Source organism: Paenibacillus thiaminolyticus, assembly GCF_007066085.1.
GTDB lineage: Bacteria > Bacillota > Bacilli > Paenibacillales > Paenibacillaceae > Paenibacillus_B > Paenibacillus_B thiaminolyticus.
Genome location: NZ_CP041405.1, coordinates 2,153,770 through 2,176,148, shown reverse-complemented (window position 1 = coordinate 2,176,148; position 22,379 = coordinate 2,153,770). Strand labels below are relative to the sequence as shown.

The 22,379-nt window shown below is 56.1% G+C and carries 18 protein-coding genes and 2 pseudogenes; 14 read left to right on the top strand and 6 right to left on the bottom strand.

What is annotated here, in order from left to right:
* The first annotated feature begins 4 nt into the window (after nt 1-4).
* The 8 genes and pseudogenes from FLT43_RS09780 (at nt 5) to FLT43_RS30075 (ending at nt 2,840) form a co-directional block, all read left to right on the top strand.
* Nucleotides 5-343 carry a hypothetical protein gene (locus FLT43_RS09780; RefSeq protein WP_087445068.1) on the top strand — a complete coding sequence of 113 codons (339 nt, stop codon included), beginning with the start codon at nt 5-7 and terminating at the stop codon, nt 341-343.
* Nucleotides 343-480, top strand: coding sequence for a class I SAM-dependent methyltransferase (locus tag FLT43_RS29305; RefSeq protein WP_164776458.1), 138 nt, complete (start codon nt 343-345; stop codon nt 478-480). Before FLT43_RS09780 ends, FLT43_RS29305 begins: the two co-directional genes overlap by 1 nt.
* A gap of 71 nt (nt 481-551) precedes the next feature.
* Nucleotides 552-689, top strand: a complete 138-nt coding sequence (locus FLT43_RS30830; protein WP_115057836.1) for a GH25 family lysozyme — start codon at nt 552-554, stop codon at nt 687-689.
* Nucleotides 685-1,102, top strand: a pseudogene (locus tag FLT43_RS30825) (glycoside hydrolase family 25 protein); the annotation flags it as partial. The gene FLT43_RS30830 and the pseudogene FLT43_RS30825, both read left to right, overlap by 5 nt.
* A 36-nt stretch (nt 1,103-1,138) precedes the next feature.
* Entirely contained in the window at nt 1,139-1,318 is a 180-nt protein-coding gene (locus FLT43_RS30495) for an S-layer homology domain-containing protein (protein ID WP_087445070.1), read from the top strand.
* A 158-nt stretch (nt 1,319-1,476) separates the two neighbouring features.
* Nucleotides 1,477-2,014 (top strand): annotated as a pseudogene (locus FLT43_RS30820) (MFS transporter).
* A gap of 8 nt (nt 2,015-2,022) precedes the next feature.
* Complete coding sequence (locus FLT43_RS30080) at nt 2,023-2,376, top strand: MFS transporter (protein WP_244194394.1); 354 nt, start codon at nt 2,023-2,025, stop codon at nt 2,374-2,376.
* 26 nt (nt 2,377-2,402) lie between these two features.
* Nucleotides 2,403-2,840, top strand: a complete 438-nt coding sequence (locus FLT43_RS30075) for an MFS transporter (protein WP_244194395.1) — start codon at nt 2,403-2,405, stop codon at nt 2,838-2,840.
* 141 nt (nt 2,841-2,981) lie between these two features.
* Here the strand turns inward: FLT43_RS30075 and FLT43_RS09755 are convergent, their stop codons facing one another.
* Complete coding sequence (locus FLT43_RS09755) at nt 2,982-4,313, bottom strand: NCS2 family permease (protein WP_244194396.1); 1,332 nt, start codon at nt 4,311-4,313, stop codon at nt 2,982-2,984.
* Nucleotides 4,314-4,589: 276 nt separating this feature from the next.
* Complete coding sequence (locus tag FLT43_RS09750) at nt 4,590-5,972, bottom strand: chymotrypsin family serine protease (RefSeq protein ID WP_087445071.1); 1,383 nt, start codon at nt 5,970-5,972, stop codon at nt 4,590-4,592.
* 183 nt (nt 5,973-6,155) lie between these two features.
* On the opposite strand from FLT43_RS09750, the gene FLT43_RS09745 reads away from it, so the two are divergent.
* Complete coding sequence (locus FLT43_RS09745; RefSeq protein WP_087445072.1) at nt 6,156-6,641, top strand: hypothetical protein; 486 nt, start codon at nt 6,156-6,158, stop codon at nt 6,639-6,641.
* Nucleotides 6,642-6,804: 163 nt separating this feature from the next.
* Here FLT43_RS09745 and ppdK read toward each other — a convergent pair whose 3' ends face one another.
* Together ppdK and gap are read right to left on the bottom strand one after the other, a co-directional pair.
* The gene (gene ppdK, locus FLT43_RS09740) at nt 6,805-9,483 is read right to left on the bottom strand and encodes a pyruvate, phosphate dikinase (RefSeq protein ID WP_087445073.1); all 2,679 of its coding nucleotides are present in this window, start codon (nt 9,481-9,483) and stop codon (nt 6,805-6,807) included.
* Nucleotides 9,484-9,619: 136 nt separating this feature from the next.
* Nucleotides 9,620-10,660, bottom strand: a complete 1,041-nt coding sequence (gene gap, locus FLT43_RS09730; protein WP_087445074.1) for a type I glyceraldehyde-3-phosphate dehydrogenase — start codon at nt 10,658-10,660, stop codon at nt 9,620-9,622.
* A gap of 702 nt (nt 10,661-11,362) precedes the next feature.
* Between gap and pheS the strand changes: the two genes are divergently transcribed.
* The 4 genes from pheS (at nt 11,363) to FLT43_RS09710 (ending at nt 18,889) form a co-directional block, all read left to right on the top strand.
* Nucleotides 11,363-12,397 carry a phenylalanine--tRNA ligase subunit alpha gene (gene pheS, locus FLT43_RS09725; RefSeq protein ID WP_087445075.1) on the top strand — a complete coding sequence of 345 codons (1,035 nt, stop codon included), beginning with the start codon at nt 11,363-11,365 and terminating at the stop codon, nt 12,395-12,397.
* Nucleotides 12,398-12,439: 42 nt separating this feature from the next.
* Nucleotides 12,440-14,878: a phenylalanine--tRNA ligase subunit beta gene (gene pheT / locus FLT43_RS09720; RefSeq protein WP_087445076.1), complete on the top strand. Its 2,439-nt coding sequence runs from the start codon at nt 12,440-12,442 to the stop codon at nt 14,876-14,878.
* 329 nt (nt 14,879-15,207) lie between these two features.
* Nucleotides 15,208-18,222 carry a cell division protein ZapA gene (gene zapA, locus FLT43_RS09715; protein ID WP_087445077.1) on the top strand — a complete coding sequence of 1,005 codons (3,015 nt, stop codon included), beginning with the start codon at nt 15,208-15,210 and terminating at the stop codon, nt 18,220-18,222.
* A 55-nt stretch (nt 18,223-18,277) separates the two neighbouring features.
* Complete coding sequence (locus FLT43_RS09710) at nt 18,278-18,889, top strand: CvpA family protein (RefSeq protein WP_087445078.1); 612 nt, start codon at nt 18,278-18,280, stop codon at nt 18,887-18,889.
* Nucleotides 18,890-19,001: 112 nt separating this feature from the next.
* Here the strand turns inward: FLT43_RS09710 and FLT43_RS09705 are convergent, their stop codons facing one another.
* Nucleotides 19,002-19,373: a cupredoxin domain-containing protein gene (locus FLT43_RS09705; protein ID WP_164776603.1), complete on the bottom strand. Its 372-nt coding sequence runs from the start codon at nt 19,371-19,373 to the stop codon at nt 19,002-19,004.
* Nucleotides 19,374-19,510: 137 nt separating this feature from the next.
* Nucleotides 19,511-19,864 carry a phage holin family protein gene (locus FLT43_RS09700; RefSeq protein ID WP_087445079.1) on the bottom strand — a complete coding sequence of 118 codons (354 nt, stop codon included), beginning with the start codon at nt 19,862-19,864 and terminating at the stop codon, nt 19,511-19,513.
* Between the two features lie 151 nt (nt 19,865-20,015).
* Here FLT43_RS09700 and FLT43_RS09695 point away from each other — a divergent pair, with 151 nt between their 5' ends.
* Nucleotides 20,016-22,373, top strand: coding sequence for an endonuclease MutS2 (locus FLT43_RS09695; RefSeq protein ID WP_087445080.1), 2,358 nt, complete (start codon nt 20,016-20,018; stop codon nt 22,371-22,373).
* Nucleotides 22,374-22,379 lie beyond the last annotated feature (6 nt).

The following is a 22,379-nucleotide window of genomic DNA, read 5'->3' as shown; positions in this document are numbered from 1 at the left end:
TAACATGATTGGTATAAGGATTGTAAATGTTGTTGGAGAACGCGGAGGCGTGTACGATTACAAAGGACTAGATATCGACAGCTTCGTACCCGGGTCTCAGGTGTACCCTTCAGGAACAAGAGATTTCTATGTCATAACAGAGCAGGAAGATATTCCGAAACATGAGGATATCCTCCTTGTCACGGAGGCCGAATACAAAGAGGCCTACAACTCCGAGCGGGAACGTCAGCACGAGCCCGGGCCGATTGAACAATTGAAGGCAGAAAATGAAGAGCTACGAAAGCAGCTTGATGCAATGCAGTTGGCTTTAATGGGTATGATGGACGCAGGAGGTGACGCTTAATGAAGAGCCTATTTTTCGCATTTCTTATGGACTGCTGGCGCAAGGGATTTGCTGATGAAGATAAGCTTCACTCGTATGTTCCTAAGTACATTTCGGCTGAAGAGTGTCGGGAAATCATCGAAGAAACGAAGCAATAAGCGCCTCGCCAGAGAGCAGGCGCTATTTTTATGCCCTCGCTGGAGGATTTTAATTTTGAGCAGAACAAACCATGCAAAAACGTAGTGATTCTAACCTTGTAGGCATCGACGTTTCTCATCACATTGGTAGCATTGACTGGAAAGCCGTAATATCTTCTGGAATTAAGTTTGTATTCATAAAAGCTTCCGAAAGGAGTCGGATACACTGATCCGAAATTTATAGCAAATGCTGATGGTGCAAATCGGGCCGGGTTACAAGTAGGACTTTACCATTATGCTCGGCCAGAAACGGGAAATAGTGCGGCATCAGAGACAGCTTCCTTTGCCAAAACGATAAACGGAGTAAAAGCTGAATTACCGCATGGGTTAGATCTTGAAGGGGCAGCTTCAAAATTAGGACAAACGGCTCTTACTAGATGGGCAGTTGAGTGGTTAAAAGAAGTCAAAAAAATAACAGGTCATAATGTAATGTTATACACCGGTGCAAGTTTTGTAAGGACATATTGTGGACCCGAACTTGGACAATATCTCTCTATGGATAGCTCACTATGGTGTTCAGCAACCCCTTCGTAATGATACGTGGAATCGCTGGTCCGTCTTCCAATTTACCGAGACCGGACGTGTAAATGGAATTCGTCGAAATGTTGATAGGAATGTAATGGAGGCTGACTTTGTGAAGAGTTCAGATATCCAGGGACATTGGGCAGAACAGGCAATAAAGGAAGTTATGGAAGCAGGAATCATGAGTGGACGGAGTCATGGTGGTTTTACTCCGAACGAGCCCCTCACCCGAGCAGAGGCAGCAGTTATAGCCAACAGAATTCTCAAAAGAATATAAAAAGGAGGCTGTTACGGGCAAGGAAGTCATGTTGAATTAAAACTGCAGGCTCCCGCCTTCTGCTGACAAACGAGGGCGGGAGCGAATGAGCTTCACCGACGTTATGGAATCCGGTTCATGACAGGCAGCGCGGCACGTACAAATGAGGGGTACAGCTTATGAGCAATCAAGTGTCATGGAAAGAGCGAATCAGCTACGGCCTGGGAGATACGGCATCCAACCTTATCTTTCAAATGATTACGATGTATTTCATGCTCTACTATACGGATGTGTACGGATTGAATGTGGCGGCGGTCGGGACCCTGTTCCTGGTGGCGCGGATTATCGATGCGTTCGACAGCCCGATTTTCGGCGTGCTGATTGACCGCACCAACACGAGGTGGGGCAAATCAAGGCCTTATTTCCTCTGGCTGGCGCTGCCCTTTGCCATCGTTGCCGTGCTGACGTTCATGACACCGGATATAGGAGATACCGACAAAATTGTGTGCGCTTACATCACTTATATTGCACTTGGCATTTTTGTATGCGGGAATCAATCTGCCGCTGACCTCGCTCTTGCCGAGCATGACGAGCAATTCGCAGGAACGTACGGCTGTCAATTCCGTGCGGATGATTCTCGGCCAATTGGGAGGGATCATTGTAAGCATCGGCACGCTGCCGTTAGTAGCCGTATTCGGTAAAGGCAATCAGCATTAAGGGGGGTTATGGACAATGGTGCTGTTTACCTTGATTCCGTCGTCTTGTTCTTCATTACGTTCGCGAATACGCGCGATCGGGTCCAGACGGCCAGCGGAAGCCAGGTCGTTCCGTTCAAGGAGGGTGTCAAGGCGTTGAAGGGCAATGTACCGTGGTGGCTGCTGCTCTTCCTGAACGTATTCTTTTGGATCGCGTTCACGAGCAAGGGGCAATCGACCGTCTTTTTCCTGAAATACAATCTTGGCCGCGAAGAACTTGTTCCGCTCGTGAATGGCTTGAATGTGCTGCTCATGGCCGGCATCGCGCGATACCGATGCTGGCGAAACGGGTCGGCAAGCGCAATACGGCCCTGCTTGGGCTGACGGTGGCCGCCTTCAGTTAACTCGCCATGTACGGGGCAGCGCTGGCAAGCTCGATCCCGAAGCTGGTTGGGGCTCTCGTTGCCGGCAATGTCGGCCTCGGCTTGGCCGCAGGCCTTATGTATACGATGCTGGCCGATACCGTCGATTATGGCGAATGGAGATCCAGCGTCAGAGCTCAAGGGCTGCTGACTGCCTCAAGCTCCTTCGGGGTCAAATTCGGCATGGGATTCGGCGGCGCTTTGGCGGCATGGGTTCTGGCGATCGGCCATTATGTGCCGAACCAGGAGCAGGCGGCATCCGGACTGGCAGCCATTCAGTTCAATTTCGTCTGGATCCCGTTCATCTGCTTCATGCTGTTCGCCGGAATGCTTTTGTTCTACCGACTGGAAAATGTCGAGCAGCGCATGATCCAGGATCTCGAAGCAAAGCGTCGTCAAGGCGGTAAAGCGGCCATCCAAGCTTGACTGCAAGCGGCCAATGGGGACGTATGGCTCCGGATGGGACTATACTTGCCGATACCGATGCTCTCCCGTTGCTCGCGGAGGAACCCACAAAGCCCGCCCGAACGCCGATGCGTCCGAAGCGGGCTTCTGCCATTGCTTCGCTTATATCGTCTGCAGCACAAAATGCATGACGAACAGGAGCGAAATGATATAGAACAGGGGCTTGACTTGGCGCCCTTTGCCAACCGCGAGGTGGAACAGCGCATAGCTGATGAAGCCAATCGCGATTCCGTCTACGATACTGTGCATCAGCGGAATGAACGCGATGATGAAGAAGGCGGGAAGGCCTTCCTCCAGCCGTTCGAAGGAAATATTCCGGACGGCGGGCATCATCAATCCGCCAATGAAGATCAGGATCGGCGCTACCGCCGGATCCGGAACGAGCGTGATGACCGGCATCGCAATGAATGTCAACAGGAACAGCACGCCCGTTACGATCGAGGTCCAGCCCGTTCTTCCTCCGGACGAGATGCCGGCTGCCGCTTCCACGGTCGAGACGGTTGGACTCGTGCCAAGGATGCCGCTCAGAAAGACGGTGGCCGCATTGGCCTGCACGACGCGCTGGAAGCGCTCCTGTCTGCCGCTCATGTTCAACTGTGCGTTAATCAGTCCGACGCTCTCGAACACGATGACAAGCGTCAGCGAGAAGACGGCGACAATCAAGGTCATGACGGATAAGCCCTTCACGGTCAACTGCCCGAACACATCCCCATAGGTGGACCAGGAAAAGCCTCCGCCCCCGGCCGCCGCATTCGTCGGCACGGCTCCGAATAGGTAGGCGAGCACCGTTCCTCCGATAATCGCCAGCAGCAGATTCCCCGGAACCTTGCGCATGTACAGAATGCATGTCAACGCCAAGGTTAACAGCGTAACGAGCACGCTTGGATTGGCAAACGATTGCACGGCAATAATAGAGGAGCGATCCGATACGATGACCCCGCCCTTTTGCAATCCGATGAGGACGAGCATGAGACCGATTCCGACCGAGATCGCTTCCTGTAATGAAGCTGGAATGGCCGTTCTCAGCTTCTCGACGAGCGACGTCATGCTAATGGCAATGAAGCAAATGCCGGATATCGCGGTGACGGCCAACGCCTGCTGCCACGTCAATCCCATGCCCTGAACGAGCGTGTAGGTGAACATGGCGTTGATGCCCATCCCCGGCGCGATGATCAGGGGCGCTTTGCCCCACCAGCCCATAATGAAGCAGCCGATCGCGGATGCGAGCACAGTAGCGATAATACCGGCTTCCTGCGGAATCCCGGCATCCGCCAATATCGATGAATTGACAATAATAATATAGACGATCGCAAAAAAAGATACGGTTCCCGCTAACAGCTCCCGCCGCCAATCGCTTGGATTCAGGCGGACAGCTGGATTAGATGAAGCATTCTCCTTTGCATGCGACGGTCTCTTTCTTTCCTGGTGGACCAATCGAATACCTGCTTTCCATCGTAGCCCCTCACCCAACCCTTTCAATAATATGAAAGATAGACGGCATGAAGCCGCTATTGCGCTTATTGTATCACATCCTGAAAGGAAATAAACAAGAGGAATTTCACTTCCTGATAAAAGGATAGTTTGCGGTCGATTGCCGCTGTTGTTTTTTGAGAAGGGAGATCGGTTTTTTCTGTGAAAAAGGGAGAAATGCCTATTCTATAAACTCCTTAACAGCACTCTCCCATCCGGTCAGAAGGGGAGTGTATCTATTCAGGGTTTAGCAATAACTTTTATCCTCGTAAGGTTTAGATCATTAAAAGTTGTCCAAATGGGTTCATATACTTTATAGGTTCCAGGAGGAATAGGGCTTTCGGTGCTCGTTAGAGTTACCACTCCTGTGTGGGTTCCAGCCAAATCAAAAGTCCATCCGGTAAGATCATTATCATAAGAATAATTTGTTAGGAGCGGCCCGCCACTGTCTCCTCCTATAGAAGAATATCCCGTGGCAAGAACCTCGGCACGTTTGTATCCATATCCACCTTTTCCCCAATAAATATCAACATTGGAGTATGAAATTGTACCAGATGTAGTGGTTCCGCTATTTGCACCTCTAAAATAAATTGTATCTCCCGGTGTATCGCTTGTGTAAACCCCTGTAATCATTGCCATATTCGAGGAAGAGGGGTACGGTACCCTTGGGCGTCCGCTATAACTTGAGTGCAATTTAATATATCCGTTCGTTCCATCAACGGCAGAAGTGGTTCTAAAAGTAAACCTTCCAATGGTTGGTGTTTTCCATGTAGGTTGATACCACTCCGTATTTATTCTTGGCTTGTTTTGGCAATGGCCGGCTGTGACTAGGACTTCTTGATCATTTTGATCAGCTCCAAAGTACCCTGTTGTACATATATAGTACTCATATTCATTTTCATTTTTTTTGACATAGTCACCGCCTATTTTGGAGCCGATTGGAAATGGAGAATCGTAAGACGTATCATCTGTTTCAGCAATAAGTGCTGAAGCAGGCATGGTAGTAAATTCAAGCATCTCCGGGTGGGATATTAGTGAGGAAACAGTTTCTTCATTTATGAGCGCTTCTTCATCGAATGCAATGATTAACTTGTTATTTTTCACGTCGGGGATGAGTGCTCTAACCGTACCTGGTTCAACATTTTGAATAATAATTTCCTTGGCATTTTCAATTTCAGCCCAAGAATATTTTGTAACTTCAAACTGAACTTTATCATAGTTTTGTACGGAATTCCGAACTTGTGCTTTTAAGAAATCTAAGTTCTCTGTTATTTGGATGATTACAGTTCCCTTATCCGCATTATAGTAATGGCCTGAGTACTGGGCAGGTTCATTTTCGATTAACTTTTTAATGGCAGGAAAATCTTGTTTGATTCTTTGCTTCTCAACATAGTTCTCCAAAAAAAGTTTATTGGTGAGGTTATCAGGGGAGATGGTCAACTCCAAGGGATAGGGTATTCTATTAAAATTGTTTTTTTGAGTGATTTCTGCGATATCTGAAATCGATCCTTTAATGGTGATCCAACCATATTTATCTGCTATATCTTCAGCGGCGCTAATGATTGAACTGAAAAGTAAGAAGCTGGCGAGAAAAATCAAACTTACCAATTTTCTGAGTTTCATAACTCCATTCATTCCTTTCTTAGGATAGTTAGATATCCTGAAAAATGGGGACTAAGCTAATGTGCTTTTTTTCATGTTCAATAATGAAGTGCATGCTACTTTATCAATCCACAAAGGAAAAATATTTATTTCTGAAACAAAAACGAAGCTGGTTCGTCTGTTGTTTTAGGAGGTGGATAATAATTGAAAAAATGGTTGATTGCCATAGTTCTTGTTGTATGTCTCGGTTGTCAGTCCTTGAATGTGGAGCGATCTGCGGACTCGGATACAGGGGGAGATCCTATTACATTGGAAAATAGGGAAGAAGGCCTCTTTTCAGCACATATCTCGCTTCCGCAAAAAGTGGGAATCAACGAGGAATTTACTATCAAAGCTGAATTACAGCAGGAAGCGGAACAAAAACTGGCCATAACCAGTCGGGAGCAATTGTTTGTATATACGATTAAGGATGGGACTGGGAAGGAGATCAACGCTTACGCGGTTACGGATGGGGGCAAGCTTCGGAATTTGACTGGCAAAGCGTATATTTCAGAAAATTACACGTACAAGATTCAGCAACCGGGTATGTATGAAGTCTCGGCGCTTGCGGAGTTTACGGTAAATATAGACGGGAAAAGCAAAACATACGCAATTCATACGCCCCCGAAGAAAGTAGAGGTTACGGAATAGCCAGTTCAGCTTCAAGGAAACGCTTCTAGGTTTAGCCCGCCTTCGAAACTCGCCACTTTGAGTTCAACGGGCGAATTGACTCCTTCCCGCTTCATAACCTCCTCATGACGGAAGCTAAGACAGGCTGCCGGGAATGATTCCGACAGCCTGCTCCCTACCTAAGTTACACAGATATCGAATGCACGGAAGCTTTGTTCCGGCTTCCGAGAAGCAGCTTCGCCTGAGCGGCAGCGATGCGGGCGAGCGGGACGCGGTACGTTGAGCAGCTTACATAATCGAGGCCCGTCGCATGGCAGAACAGGATCGAATCCCGCTCGCCGCCGTGCTCGCCGCAGATGCCGGTCTTGAGCTGCGGATTGACGGCGAGGCCGCGCTGCACCGCCAGCTCAATCAACTGGCCGACGCCGGACGTGTCGAGCACCTGGAACGGGTTCGCCGCCAGCACGCGGCGGTCGACGTAGTGGGCCAGGAACTTGCCCTCCGCGTCGTCGCGGCTGCAGCCGAACGTCATCTGCGTCAGATCGTTCGTGCCGAACGAGAAGAAATCGGCATGCTCCGCAATCTGGCCCGCTGTCAGCGCCGCGCGCGGCACCTCGATCATCGTGCCGATGCGGTACGCGCAGCCGCGGCGCTCGGCGCCGAGCACCCGCTCTGCCGTGCGCTCGATGAGCTCGCGCAGCAGCTTCAGCTCGGCGGCGTGGCCGATCAGCGGCACCATGATGTCCGGCTGCACGCGCACGCCTTGGCGCAGCATGCGGGAAGCGGCAAGGAACAGCGCCTCCGCCTGCATCTCATAAATTTCCGGGAACAGAATGCCGAGCCGGCAGCCGCGCTGGCCGAGCATCGGATTCAGCTCATGCAGGGCACGTACCTTGGCGATCAGGCGCTCGAGATCGTCCCGTTCGCGCTCTGTGCCAGTGCCGGTCGCTTTCCACTCGGTCTGCCGGACGACAAGCTCCTCCAGATTCGGCAGGAACTCATGAAGCGGCGGATCCAACAGCCGAACCGTGACCGTATAACCGTCCATCGCCTCGAAAATGCCCTCAAAGTCCTCCTGCTGCAGCGGCAGCAGCAGTGCGAGCGCCTTCCGGCGTTCCGCCTCCGATTCGGCCAGAATCATCTCCTGAACGATGCATAGCCGTTCCGGGGACATGAACATATGCTCCGTCCGGCACAGTCCGATGCCTTCGGCCCCGAGGGCCCGCGCCTTCGCGGCGTCCGCGGGCGTATCCGCGTTCGCGTAGACGCCCAGCTCGCGCTCGCGGTCCGCCCATTCCAGTAGCTGCTGGAATTCATCCGACATCTCCGCGGCGACGAGCGGCACGGCTCCGGCGATGACGCGTCCTGTCGCACCGTCGATCGACAGCAGGTCGCCTTCGAGGAACGTGCGCGCGCCGATCACGATGCAATTGCGAGTGAAGTCGAAGCTGACGTCCTCGCAGCCGGAGACACACGGCTTCCCCATGCTGCGGGCGACGACGGCCGCGTGGCTCGTCATGCCGCCCCGGCTCGTCAGCACGCCTTCCGCCACGAGCACGCCGTGAATATCCTCCGGCGTTGTCTCCGGCCGGACGAGAATGACGCGCTCGCCGGCGGCGGCCATTCGCTCCGCCTCGTCGGCATCAAGCACGATGCGGCCGGAGGCGGCTCCCGGCGAGGCGGGCAGGCCGGTCGCCACGGTGTCGATCGCGGCATCGGGCGCAATGGACGGGTGCAGCAGATGCTCCAGCTGCGCGACGTCTAATCGCAGCAGCGCTTCCTGCGCCGTGATCAGCCCTTCATGCACGAGCGCGACCGCGATGGCGACGGCGGCTTGCGCCGTGCGCTTGCCGGCCCGCGTCTGCAGGATGAACAGCTTGCCGCGTTCAACCGTGAACTCGATATCCTGCATGTCGCGGTAATGGCGCTCCAGTTGATCGGCAGCTTCCGTCAGCTGCCGGTACAGATCCGGCATTTCCTCGGCCATCTTGGCGATCGGCTGCGGCGTCCGGGTTCCGGCAACGACATCCTCTCCCTGGGCATCGGTCAAATACTCGCCGAACAAAATCTTCTCGCCAGTCGACGGATGACGGGTGAAGAGCACGCCCGTCCCGCTGTCCGCGCCGCGGTTGCCGAACACCATCGACTGGATGTTGACAGCCGTGCCCTCGTCATCGGAGAGCTGATGCAGCTTGCGGTACACCTGCGCGCGGTGATTGTTCCAGCTGCGGAATACGGCCTCGATGGCCAACTGCAGCTGGACGTGGACATCTTGCGGGAACGGGGCGCCAGCTTCTTCCTCCAAATAATGCTTATACCGCCGGACAACCTCCCGCAAGCCGTCGGCGGAGAGGGACTGGTCCGTCTGCGCCCCGCAATGCGCCTTGACTTCGGCGAGGATGCGCTCGAAGTCACCTGATTCGACGCCGGACACGACATTGCCGAACATATGGATGAGGCGGCGGTAGCAATCATAAGCGAAGCGCTCGTCGCCCGTGGCAGAGGCGAGGCCTTGAACGGTCTCATCGTTCAGTCCGAGATTGAGAATCGTATCCATCATGCCGGGCATGGAATGCACAGAACCGGAGCGGACGGAGACGAGAAGCGGATCATGGGCGTCCCCGAATCGCTGGCCGCGCATCAGCTCGACGGCCTGCAGAGCGGAACTTACCTCGTCCATCAGGCCGTCAGGCAGCCGGTTCAGCGCGTAGTAGGATCGGCAAGCTTCCGTCGTAATGGTGAAGCCGGGCGGCACGGGCAGCCCGATGCGCGTCATCTCCGCGAGATTGGCTCCCTTTCCGCCCAACAGCGCTTTCATGCCGGCATCGCCATGCCGGAAGTGACAGATCCAAGTCGGCTTCATTCTGATTCGCCCCCGATTTTATCAAATGTGGAACAGACGGCGCAGTCGTTGCACCGATGATAGTACACGATCACTTTCTCTGTATCGATTTCCTCCAAAAGGGTTCCGCAGCGTTCGCACAGAATGGCGCCCAGCATTACCGGGCAGCTGCCGTTTTGCATGAGCCTCTCACTCCCTCCAGTGCAACGTGGCGGGCCAAGTCGACGACCCGGGCCGCATAACCCCATTCGTTGTCATACCAGGCGAGAAGTTTAATGTGATGATCATGGGCGATAAGTGACATCCCGTCGACGACGGCGGATTTGTCGTTGCCGATGAAGTCGGTGGAGACGAGCGGCTCGTCGCACCATTCGAGATAACGATCATGTCCGTCGCGGATCGCATGAAGGAAGGCGAGCCGGACATCATCTGCGGTTACGGATGTTTTCACTTCGGCCGTCAAGTCGACGAGCGAGACATCCGGCGTCGGCACACGCACCGAGATGCCTTGCACCGAGGTCGCCAGATGCGGCAGAATGCCGGCCAGCGCCTTGCCTACACCAGTGGTCGTCGGAACGATGGACTGCGTGCATGCCCGCGCGCGGCGCAAATCTTTATGCGGATTATCGAGATGCTTCTGATCATTGGTGTAGGAATGAATGGTGGTCATCCAGCCCGATTCGACGCCGAACGAGCGATCAAGCAGATGAAGCAGCGGCGCGAGGCAGTTCGTGGTGCAGGATGCGGCCGAGACGAGGTGATGGTTCTCATCGTCGTACATCTGCTCGTTGACGCCCATCACGATCGTCAAGTCGAGATCCTTGCCTGGAGCGGTGATGATGACTTTTTCCGCGCCGGCTTCGATATGTTTGGAAGCGCCAGGGCGATCCGTGAATTTGCCGGTTGCATCGATGACGGTATGAATGCCGAGCGACTGCCAGGGCAGCCGGGCCGGATCGGCTTCTGCCACTACCTGTATGGGCGTATCATTAATAAGGAGTGTATTGCCTTCAGCGGCGATGTTCGCGTTCCATTTTCCGTGAATGGAGTCGTACTTGAGCAGATGCGCGATGGTGGCGGCGGGATAAAGAGTGTTCACGGCCCGGATGGCGAACGGCGAATGCGCTTCATCCATAGCGCGGCGCAGCACGAGACGGCCGATGCGGCCCATGCCGTTGATGGCAACAGGTAATGCCATAGTCGAATTCCTCCTTCAGAGTGGATACATAATTGGTTTCATTTTCATGATACAGTATATCACAATAAATAAATGATGTGTAATATATAATCGCATATTTTTAATATAATACGTCATAATAAAAATAGGGCGTTCTTTTCTATAGATATCAGGTGGACATGGCGTTATGAAGAAAAATGGCAGCCTGACGGCTGAGCGGGAAGAGGAGGGAGAAAATAGCTGTGATGTCCTGTTGTGGGGCCGTCAGGAATCAAGCATGTATCGGGCGCAATCAACTCCGTGAATTAGACTTGCAAAACAGCGGCGCGTTGACTATAATACATGAAATGTAACGTATTGCTTATCGTTAACACATGTATCGATGGAACTGCCTAGATGGAGACAAGTACGCAGCACCGCTTCCCAGGGAGGATGCGCCGCCGACTGAGAGCGCGTCTGAAGACATGGACTGCCGAAATTCACTCCGGAGCAGGGCCTTGAACGGCAGGCATAGCCTGTGCCAGTAGAGGCTCCCGGCGAACGACCCGTTATCGTCGTATCAAGTGAGACAGCTCGCGGCCCCGGCCATGCCGAAGCGCGTGATGTCTAATAAGGGTGGTACCACGGCCTTCTCGTCCCTTGAGACAGAGAAGGCTTTTTTATTTTGAGAGGTTTCTTTTTGAACACGTATTTGAATTGGAAAACCAAAGGGAGGTTGACACCATGAAAGAGCGTTTGCAGGCGTTGCGCGCCGAAGCGCTGGAGAAGCTGCAGCAAGTAAAAGATGCGAACAATTTGAACGAGCTGCGCGTCAAATTTCTTGGCAAAAAAGGGGCGCTTACTGAAATATTGCGTGGCATGGGCGGCCTGAGCGCGGAAGAGCGTCCGCTGATCGGCCAGGTGGCGAATGAAGTGCGCGGAGCCATCGAACAGTATATCGAAGAGAAGCAGGAGGCATTCCAGCGCGAAGAGACGGAACGCCGTCTTCAAGCGGAGACGATTGACGTGACGTTGCCGGGACGCCCGATGGGGCAAGGGGCGGCACACCCGCTGCAAAAGGTTATTCAAGAGATTGAAGACATCTTCATCGGCATGGGATATACGGTCGCGGAAGGACCGGAGGTCGAGCATGATTACTACAACTTCGAGGCGTTGAACCTGCCGAAGGATCATCCGGCCCGCGATATGCAGGATTCCTTCTATATTACGGAGGAGCTGCTGATGCGGACGCAGACGTCGCCGGTTCAGGTGCGCACGATGGAGAAGATGAAGGGCGAGGTGCCGGTCAAAATCATTTGTCCGGGCCGGGTATACCGCCGCGACGATGACGATGCGACACATTCGTTCATGTTCCATCAGATCGAGGGGCTTGTTATCGGCGACAACATCCGAATGAGCGATCTGAAGGGCACGCTCCTTCAGTTCATGCGCGAAATGTTCGGCTCGCATATGCAGATCCGGCTCCGCCCGAGCTTCTTCCCGTTCACCGAGCCAAGCACGGAGGTCGATGTCACCTGCGTGAAATGCGGCGGCAGCGGCTGCCGTATCTGCAAGCAGACCGGCTGGATTGAGATTTTGGGAGCAGGGATGGTTCATCCGCGCGTGTTGGAAATGAGCGGCTACGATCCGGAGAAGTACACCGGATTCGCTTTCGGCATGGGTGTAGAACGGATTGCCATGCTCAAGTACGGAGTGGATGATATCCGCCATTTCTATACGAACGACCTGCGGTTCTTGCAGCAATTTGCTCGCATGTAAGCCGGAAGGGACTACTTCTCACAGGAAAGGAAGAGAACGGCCATGAACGTATCCTACCAATGGTTATCGGAATATATCGATGTGACCGGCGTGACCGCCGAGGAGTTGGCGGCGCGGATGACGCAAGCCGGCATCGAGATTGATGTCATAGAAAATCGCAACAAAGGAGTAAACGGCATCGTTGTCGGTTACGTCAAGTCCAAGGAGAAGCATCCGGATGCGGACAAGCTGAACGTGTGCCAGGTGGATGCCGGAACAGGTGAAATGCTGCAAATCGTATGCGGAGCCAAAAATGTGGACGCTGGCCAAAAAGTACCTGTCGCGCTGATCGGGACGGTCATGCCGGACGGCATGAAAATCAAGAAGGCAAAGCTGCGCGGCGTCGAGTCGCAGGGCATGATCTGCTCGGCGAAGGAGTTGGCCATGAACGACAAGCTGCTGCCGAAGGAAATGCAGGAAGGGATCCTCGTCCTGCCGGAGAGCACCGAAGTCGGAACGCCGATCGCGGATGTGCTCGGTCTGAACGACCATGTGCTGGAGCTGGATCTGACGCCGAACCGCTCGGATTGCCTGAGTATGCTGGGCGTAGCGTATGAGACGTCCGCTCTGCTCGAGCGCCCGCTTCGCCTGCCGGAGACGCAGGTCCAGGAGGACGCTTCGCAGGCTTCGGATGCGATCCGCGTCAGCATTAGCGCAGCGGACGGCTGCTCCCATTATGCGGCCCGCTATATCCGCAATGTAACGATTCAGCCGTCCCCGCTGTGGCTGCAGAACCGGTTGTTGGCGGCGGGCGTGCGTCCGATCAACAATATCGTTGACGTGACGAATTTTGTCATGCTGGAATATGGGCAGCCGCTGCATGCGTTCGATGCCGATCAGCTGAACGAGGGGACGATCGAAGTCCGCTATGCGCGCGAAGACGAGACCCTTGTGACGCTGGACGGGCAGGAACGGAAGCTGGAGCCGCACATGCTGCTCATTACGGACGGAACGAAGCCGGTTGCGCTGGCAGGCGTGATGGGCGGCGAAAATTCAGAGGTAACGGAGCGGACGGTCAAAATTTTGCTGGAATCCGCTCATTTCGGAGGCAGCGTCGTGCGCAGAACATCCCGCCAGCTCGGACTTCGCTCTGAAGCGTCGCTCCGCTTCGAGAAGGAAGCGAACCCGGAAGCGGTTATCCCGGCCTTGAACCGCGCGGCCGAATTGATTCGCCAATTGGCGAACGGCACGGTCTCTGCAGGCATCGTCGAAGCGGTCGCGCAGCGGCATGAGCGTCCGGTCGTCACGCTGACGCTGGAGCGGACGAACCGTCTGCTTGGCACCGCGCTTCAAGCGCATGACGTGAAGGCGATTCTCGACCGGCTCGGCCTCGAATCGGAACAGTCCGGTGACATATTCCATGTGACGGTGCCGGGACGCCGCGGCGATATTACGCGCGATGTCGACCTGATTGAAGAGGTTGCCCGCATCTATGGCTATAACCACATTCCGACGACGGCGATCGAAGGGGTGACGACACCGGGCCATCTGACGAAGGCGCAGCGGATACGCCGCGCCATCCGCCATCTGCTGACGGACAACGGCCTGCATGAGACGGTCACTTATTCGTTCACGCATCCGGCGGAAGCGAAGCTGTTCCCTGCAATCGCGGCGGATGCCGTTCCGGTCAAGCTGCTCATGCCGATGAGCGAGGAGCGCAGCGTGCTCCGCACGAGCCTGCTGCCGAGCATGCTCGATGTCGCGGCATACAACCGGAACCGCAAATCGGATAACATTCAGATTTTCGAGTTGGGCAGCTTGTACATGACACCGCAGGAAACGCTGACCGAGATTCCTCAGGTCGAGCCGGTGCTTGGCCTGCTGTTGGCGGGCGCGCGCCGCGCGCCGCAATGGAATATCGCGGCGGAAGCGGTCGACTTCTATGATGTGAAGGGGATTGTCGACAGCTTGGCGGCGCATTTCGGACTTGAAGGACAGATCCGCTATGAAGCGAACCGGCCGCAAGGCTTGCACCCGGGCCGAGCGGCGACGATGTATCTCCAGGCGAACGGGGAAGAGCATCGGCTTGGCATCATCGGCCAATTGCATCCGGAGGTGCAGCGGGCCAAAGATCTGGGCGACACCTATGTCGCGGAAATTCATCTCAAGCCGTTGATTGAAGCGGCTTCTGCGGATATCGTCTACAAGACGCTGCCTCGCTTCCCTGCGGTTGATCGCGACATCGCGGTCGTCGTCGATCGCGGCACGGCTGTCGGCGAACTCGTCCAGACGGCAAAGGATGCGGCGGGAGAATGGCTGGAGTCGGTCCGCGTATTCGATGTCTATACCGGGGATCGGATTGCGGAGGACAAGAAGAGCGTAGCGATCTCGCTCACGTATCGTCATCCGGAGCGGACATTCACCGACGAAGAGATTACGGAGATTCACGGACGTGTCGTGTCCGCGCTGGAAGCCGGATTCGAAGCGGAGCTCCGCAAATAGAACGAAATGATGGAAGCGGATTGCCGTCCTCTGGTCTAATGGAGGAGCGGGCAGTCCGCTTTTATATCATCATCTCGCAGGAACGCATTTCTCTCACGGAGAGGCCGAAGCGTTTTTGTTTGTCTCCAGAGAATGAGTGCAAGATTCGATGTCGAGTTTCTCGCTTGAGTTACTGCGTGATCAAAAGCGGACTTTTTGAACAACCTATAGAATCGGAGAAGGAAATGAAGCTTGTCATGCCGAACCTAATAGGGAAGGAAGTATAGCTATTGTCAGCGCTTGGCAGCATCAGGAAGCCAGGGCGACATGAAGGCAAGGAGGACGCTAGGATGACCACTCCGGACAATAAGCATCGGGTCACGGTTGACATATATGGAACGCAGTATAAATTGATAGGAACGACGAGCAAGGAATACATGAGAAACATTGCCGCCATGGTAGATGAGCGTATGCGTACTATCTCGGATGTCAATTCCAGACTGGATACGACGCGCATTGCGGTCCTTGCGGCCGTGCATATTGCGGAAGAAGTGCAGAAAATACAGGATGAACATGTGCGGATCAGCCAGTCACTGCAGGAGCAGGAACAGGCCGGCCTGGAGCTGACCCGGGAGCTGGAACGGGTCAAGTCGCACTCGGCACGGGCGCTTGAGGATTTGCGGAAAGAGACAGGAGCGCAGATTAAGCAGCTCCAGCAGGCGTTGACGGCGGAGAAGGAGAACACCGAGAAGCAGACAGCGGGTCTGCGCGCGGAGTCGGCCAAGCTGAAGGAGTCGAATCAGCAGCTGTCGGAACAGAAGAAGCAGGCCGATGAACGTCTTCAGAAGCTGAGCCAGCAGTTGAAGGAGGCGGAACGCAGCGCGCAGTCCGCCGCGGCCCGCGAACAAGAGGCGAAGCGCAAGCTGCAGGAGCTGGAGGGCAAGTGGAAGCAGGCCGTGACGGAGAAGGAGCAAGCGGCCGCCAAGCACGAACAGCAGATGAAGCAGAAGCTGTCCGAACAGGAGCGCAGCTGGAACGAGAAGCTGGCCGCTCAGGCGAAGAGCTTGCAGACCAAGCTGGCTGCTCAGGAAGCGGAATGGAAAGTAAAAATCGCGGCGGCAGAGCAGCTTGCCGAGGAGACAGCTACGATCTGGGAGGAGCAGCTTGCCGAGCAGACTGCCGCTTGGGAAGGGCAGTTGGCGGCGCAGGCAGCGGAAGCGGAAGAACGGGCGCGCCAGCGGGAAGAGCAGGCGCAGCAGCAGCTCGCCGAACAGGCGCGGCTGCATGATGAAGAGTTGAACCGTCGCTTGAGCGAGCAGACGGAGCAATATGAGGCGGCCCTACAGGAAGTGCGTCAGAAGGCGGCAGCAGAGCGGCAGCATTTGGAACGGAGCTTCCATAAACGCATGGAACAGACGAAGGAGCAGCAGCAGGAACAGTTGTCCGCCGTGAAGTCGGCGCATGAGCTCCAATTGAAGCAAGCCGAGGAGAAGCTGGAGGCGGAGCGCGAAGCTTGGGCCGAGCAGCATGCCTCTTCGCTGGAGCAGGCGAAGCGCGAAGCGGAGGAACTGGCGGCAGCGGAGCTGGAGAAGCTTCAAGCGGAGATCGAGCGCTTGCACACCGCGCATGAGGCCGAGCGGGAGCAATGGCTTGAAGCGCATCAAGAGGAGCTGGAGCAGACCAGCGGTGAATGGCAGAACAAGCTGAATCGTCTTCAAGCGGCTCATGCGGAGGAACTGGAAAAGGTGCATCATCGCCATGCGGAAGATGTGGATGCGATGACAAGTCTGCAGCTTGAGGCCGCGGAAGAACACGCGAAGGCGCTGTCCGAGGAGAGAGCGCTGCGCGAGGCGGCGGAAGCGAAGGCGAACGAGGCCGTGGAAGAGCATGCGAAGGCGCTGTCCGAGGAAAGAGCGCTGCGTCAAGCGACCGAAGCGAAGGCGAACGAGGCCGCGAAGGAGCATGTGAAGGCGCTGTCCGAGGAGAGAGCGCTGCGCGAGGCGGCGGAAGCGAAGGCGAACGAGGCCGTGGAAGAGCATGCGAAGGCGCTGTCCGAGGAAAGAGCGCTGCGTCAAGCGACCGAAGCGAAGGCGAACGAGGCCGCGAAGGAGCATGTGAAGGCGCTGTCCGAGGAGAGAGCGCTGCGTGAAGCAGCGGAAGCGAAGGCGAACGAGACCGCGGAAGAGCATGCGGAAGCGTTGGCCGAGGAGCAGGCGCTGCGCGAGGAAGCGGATGCGAAGCTGGCGCAAGCGGCGGCGCGCATTCAGCAGCTGGAGGGCCGGCTTAGCCGGGCGGAAGAGCTGGATCGCGCCCGCCAGGTGGAGATGGAGCGCCTGATGCGGGTTCGCGACGAGGCCCATGCGAATACAGCCGAGCTGCAGCAGTCGCTGTCCGACGCGATGGAGATGCTGCAGCAGGCGGAAGATCGCGAACGCGAATTGCTGGGGCAGGCGGAGGAGCGCGAAGCGCTGCTCGAAGCTTGGCGGAAGCAGGCGGCCGAAGAGCGGGAAGCGGAGCTCGCGAGCTGCAAGCGGGAGCTAGAAGATCAGTTCCAGGCCGAGCGGGATGCCTGGCGCGAGCAGAGCGAGCTGGCCATCGCTGCCTTGCGGGAGCAGCATGAAGCGGAGTGCAGCGCATGGCGCGCGAAGGAAGCGCAGGAGCAGCAGACCTATGATGAGCTAGTCGCCGAGCTGGAGGAGAAGAACCGGCAGCTTGAAGCGGAGGCGCTCAATTGGAAGTCTGCTGCCGAGACCGTGCAGGCTGCCCAGCAGGAGGCTGCGGCTTCGATCGAAGCGGTCCGGCGCGAACTGATGGAAGCGCAGGAGCAGACCACCCAGTGGCAAGAGGAATACAGCCGGCTGGAGACGGAATGGCAGGGCAAGCTGCAGGCTCGCGAATCCCACTGGCAGGAACTGGAGCAGAAGTGGGAGCAGCGCGAGCAGCAGTGGCAGGAGCATTTCCAGCAATTCCAGGCTCGGGAGCAGGAATGGACGCGGACCGAAGCCGCTTGGCAGGCTCAGGCCGACGAGTGGGCAGAGCAGGAGCAGGATTGGTCCTTGGCATTCAAGGGCTGGAACGAAGAACGGGATGAGCTGCAGCTGCGCCTGAAGGAGGCGGAAGCCGAGCTGCGCAACCTGCAGGCGGCTGAGCAGAGCGGCCAGGAGCAGCTTGAAGAGCTGAAGCAGATTCAGGAACAATTCGAGCTGCTGTCCCATCAATTCCGGCTGTCGCAGGTAGAGCGCGATATGGAGCGGCAGCAGGCCAAGGAGACGCAAGAGGCTTACCTGCAGCTGAAGGACGAGTATCAGAAGCTGCAGAGCGAGTTCAATGAATGGTTGGAATTGATAGAGCAGGCCGATAATTAAAAGGGATGTTCAAAAAGCGGCCTTTTTGAACACATACGGATAAAAGGAAGCAAATATGGATACAGACATCTTGGAATTTTTGGATAGACTGTGGGGCGGTATCGCGAATGCATTTGCCGCATGGAACGGGTTGGACTATTTCGTGGCGGCGGCAGGTGTGGCATCGGTAGCATGGGGAGCATGGCGGGGAATGAAATCTCAGCTTCTGTCCCTCATTGGATGCATCGCGTCGTTCATTGTCGCTTCGCGGTATTACGAAGATTTCGTACCCTGGGTGCGCCGGCGGCTGTTCTCTCCCAATTCGGGGAACGGCGCAGGAACGGGCGGGACAATATCGTCCCTCTCTCCAACCTTGATGGACACGGTGCATTCGGTTGTCGCGTTCATTCTGCTGTTCACCTTCGCGATGGCGGGGCTGTGGCTCATTCGGTTCGCGATCCAGAAGCTGACCGCTGCGAAGCCGGTGCGCGCCGTGGATCGGCTGGTCGGCGCCCTTTTGGGATTGGTGCAATTCGCTTTCCTCTGGTGCATCATGTACGTGCTGCTCCGGGCTTGGCCGGCCGGCGCTGTCCGCGATTGGGCGGCAGCATCGGTCTGGATGGAATGGACCGGGGCATGGATACCCGATGCGATGGCACAGGCAGTCACTTGGGCGCAATGGCTGTAATTGGGCTACGGTGCCCGCAGCCTCCGAGCGAAGCAAGCGCGCTGCATGCAAAAGCCGCCGTCTCCCCGAAGGGCAGAACGGCGGCCTCTGTCTGTCTGGCCAGGCAGGTACGCTAATCGACGATCAGCTTCGCGTGCATGTCCTTGTGGCCCGGCCCGCACATGATGGTGCAGAAGAATTCATAAGTACCCGGCTTGTCGGGAGTGATGACTTGCTCGGTCTGGTTCGGGTCCAGCTTCAGGCCCAGTTCCTTCACCTGAAGGCCGTGATTGCCTTTAGATTCCAATATGATGCGAACGGACTCGCCCGCCTTGATATGGTATTCCGGCTGATCGAACTGGTAGTTGGTCGCGGTGATGACCAATTCGGCATCCGCGGCTTCGGTTGCGGCCGCTGGTGTATCCGTTCGCGATCCACCGCATGCGGTCAACCCAAGGCTCAGCAAAATGGTGACTCCTATCGTCCATAGCCTGCTGCGTCTCATGCTCATCCCCCTTATCAGTCCAGTGTAGCGGATGCATTGGCGGATTGCCAAGCCTGTTCAGACAAGGAATTCCGCTAATGATGGCATGACGGTGATGAGGGGGAGAGTATGGACTTGGAAAAGGACTGCAGTCCGGGTTACGATTCTTTACCGGCTTCGAATGGAGTCGCAATCGGGATGAACAAGTCGATCAACCCGATAACGAGCGCGGCCAGAATGGCGCCCAGAATGCTAACCGATACGCCGCCGACGAAAAATTGGGCTACATATATGACCAAGGCGCTGGCCAGAAAGCCGACAATTCCGCGTCCGAACGGCGTAACTTTTTTGCCGAAGATGCCTTCGACAATCCAGCCGAATAATGCGATCACCAAGGCCAGGATCAGGGCACTCCAGAAGCCGCCTACGGAAAACGCCGGCACAATCCAGCCCGTGACCATCAATACAATTGCCGCGACGATAAATCGAACGACATGGCCGAGAAAATTCATGGACTTTCCTCCTTTACTCGTTTGAAAGGGTGTAGGTTGTGCAACAATTAGTGTAACCTTTTCCTCGATAAACATTAGTGGCAGGTTCAGACATCATAGCTATCAAAAACGAGTTTCGTTATAATGGACACCGAGAGGAGTCGAACTTGTTGTGGATTCAAAAATATTAAATACGATGGATTACCATAAAATACTAGCTTCCCTCGCCAACCATGCGGCGACCGGGCTGGGCGAGCAGGCCGCGCTGAATCTGAGGCCGAGCTCGGACTTGGAGGAAGTGAAGCTCCGTCTGCAGGCGACTGACGAAGCGATGACGGTCGAGCGCCTCAAGGGCGGCCCGCCGCTGGCGGGGGTGAAGGATATTCGGGGAGCGTTGAAGCGGGCGCGGATTCAAGCGATGCTCAGCTCCACCGAGCTGTGGGATATTTCAGCGCTGCTGTTCGCGGCGCGGCGAACGAAGCGCCATATTGCCGCCGTGCATGAGGAAGAAGCGATCCCGCTATTGCAGGATCTGGCGGAGACGATCAGCGATCAGAAGCAGCTGGAGGAGGACATCCGCCAATGCATCGACGAGCAGGGCGAGATTCTCGACCAGGCCAGCTTCGAGCTGGCTTCTGTCCGGCGTGAGCTTCGTATCGGGGAGACGCGCATCCGGGAGAAGCTGGAGGCGATGATTCGCTCTTCGAACGCGGCCAAAATGCTGCAGGAGCAGCTGATTACGATCCGCAATGACCGGTATGTGATTCCGGTGAAGCAGGAGTACCGAAGTCATTACGGCGGCATCGTCCATGATCAATCCGGTTCGGGAGCGACGCTGTTCATCGAGCCGGAGGCGATCGTGGCGATGAACAATAAGCTGCGCGAGACGAAGCTGCGGGAGGAGCGGGAGATCGAGCGCATTTTGTCCCGTCTGACCGAGCAGGTCGGCCTGCTTGCGGATGTGTTGGAGTACGATACGGGGGCAGTGGAGACGCTGGACTTCATGTTCGCCAAGGCCCGCCTCGCGCGGGAAATGAAGGCTTCGCTGCCACGGATGAATGACCGCGGCTTCCTGAAGCTGTGGAAGGCACGTCATCCGTTGATTCCTGCCGATCAGGTCGTGCCGATCGATGTGGAATTGGGCAATTCCTATACCTCGATCCTGGTCACCGGTCCGAATACTGGCGGTAAGACGGTCACCTTGAAGACCATCGGCCTGTTGAACCTGATGGCGATGTCGGGGCTGTTCATTCCGGCGGAGGATGGAAGCCAGATGTGCGTATTCGATGCGATCTATGCCGATATTGGCGATGAACAGAGCATTGAGCAGAGCTTGAGCACGTTCTCCAGCCATTTGACCAATATTATTCGGATTTTGAAGCAAATGACGCCGAAGAGCCTCGTGCTGTTGGATGAGGTGGGAGCAGGTACCGACCCGGCCGAAGGTTCTGCCTTGGCGATTGCCATTCTGGAGCATATTCACCGGCTGGGCTGCCGGATGGTCGCGACGACGCATTACAGCGAATTGAAGGCGTATGCCTATGAGCGCAAAGGCGTTATTAACGCCAGCATGGAATTCGATGTGCAGACGCTGCGCCCGACCTATCGGTTGCTGGTCGGCGTTCCGGGCCGAAGCAATGCGTTCGCGATTGCGGAGCGGCTTGGGCTGCCGAAGCCGATTATCGATCATGCGCGCGGAGAAGTGACGGAAGAGGATATGCGCGTCGAGACGATGATCGCGTCGCTGGAGGATAATCGGCTGAAGGCCGAAGCGGAGCGGGAGACGGCATCGAAGCTGCGCATGGAGCTGGAAGCGATGCGGCAGAAGCTGACCCGGGAGCTGGAGAAGCAGGAGGCCGAGCGGGAGAAGCGGCAGGAGCAAGCCGAAGAGAAGGCGCGCGCCATCGTGGACAAGGCCCGCCGCGAAGCCCAGGAGATTATCGGCGAGCTGCGGCAGCTGGCGATGGAAGGAGTTCAGGTCAAGGAGCATATGCTGACGGAAGCGCGGAAGCGGTTGGATGAGGCCGCGCCCGAGGCCAAGCTGGCAGCGAAGCCGAAGCGGGACGCGAAGCCGGTCCGCCGCATTGAAGCGGGGGATGACGTCAGAGTGTACAGCCTCAATCAAAAGGGCAGCGTCGTTGAGCTGGCCGGAGAGGAAGCCGTCGTGCAGCTCGGCATTATGAAGATGAAGGTGCCGCTCGACGATCTGGAGCTTCTCTCCTCGGCGAAGTCCGCCGCGAAGCCCGTGCAGTCGGGAGCCAACGTGAAGCGGACCCGGGGGGAATCGGTCCGATCGGAGCTCGATCTTCGGGGGGCGAACCTGGAAGAAGCGTTGATGGAGGTCGACCGCTTCCTCGACGAGGCGCTGCTTGGCAATCTGGGGCAGGTCTTTATTATTCACGGCAAAGGAACCGGCGTCCTTCGTTCCGGAATTCAGGAATTTTTACGCAAGCACAAGCACGTCAAGAGCTTCCGTATCGGCAGCTTCGGAGAGGGCGGTACGGGAGTGACTGTGGCTGAGTTGAAGTAAAATATC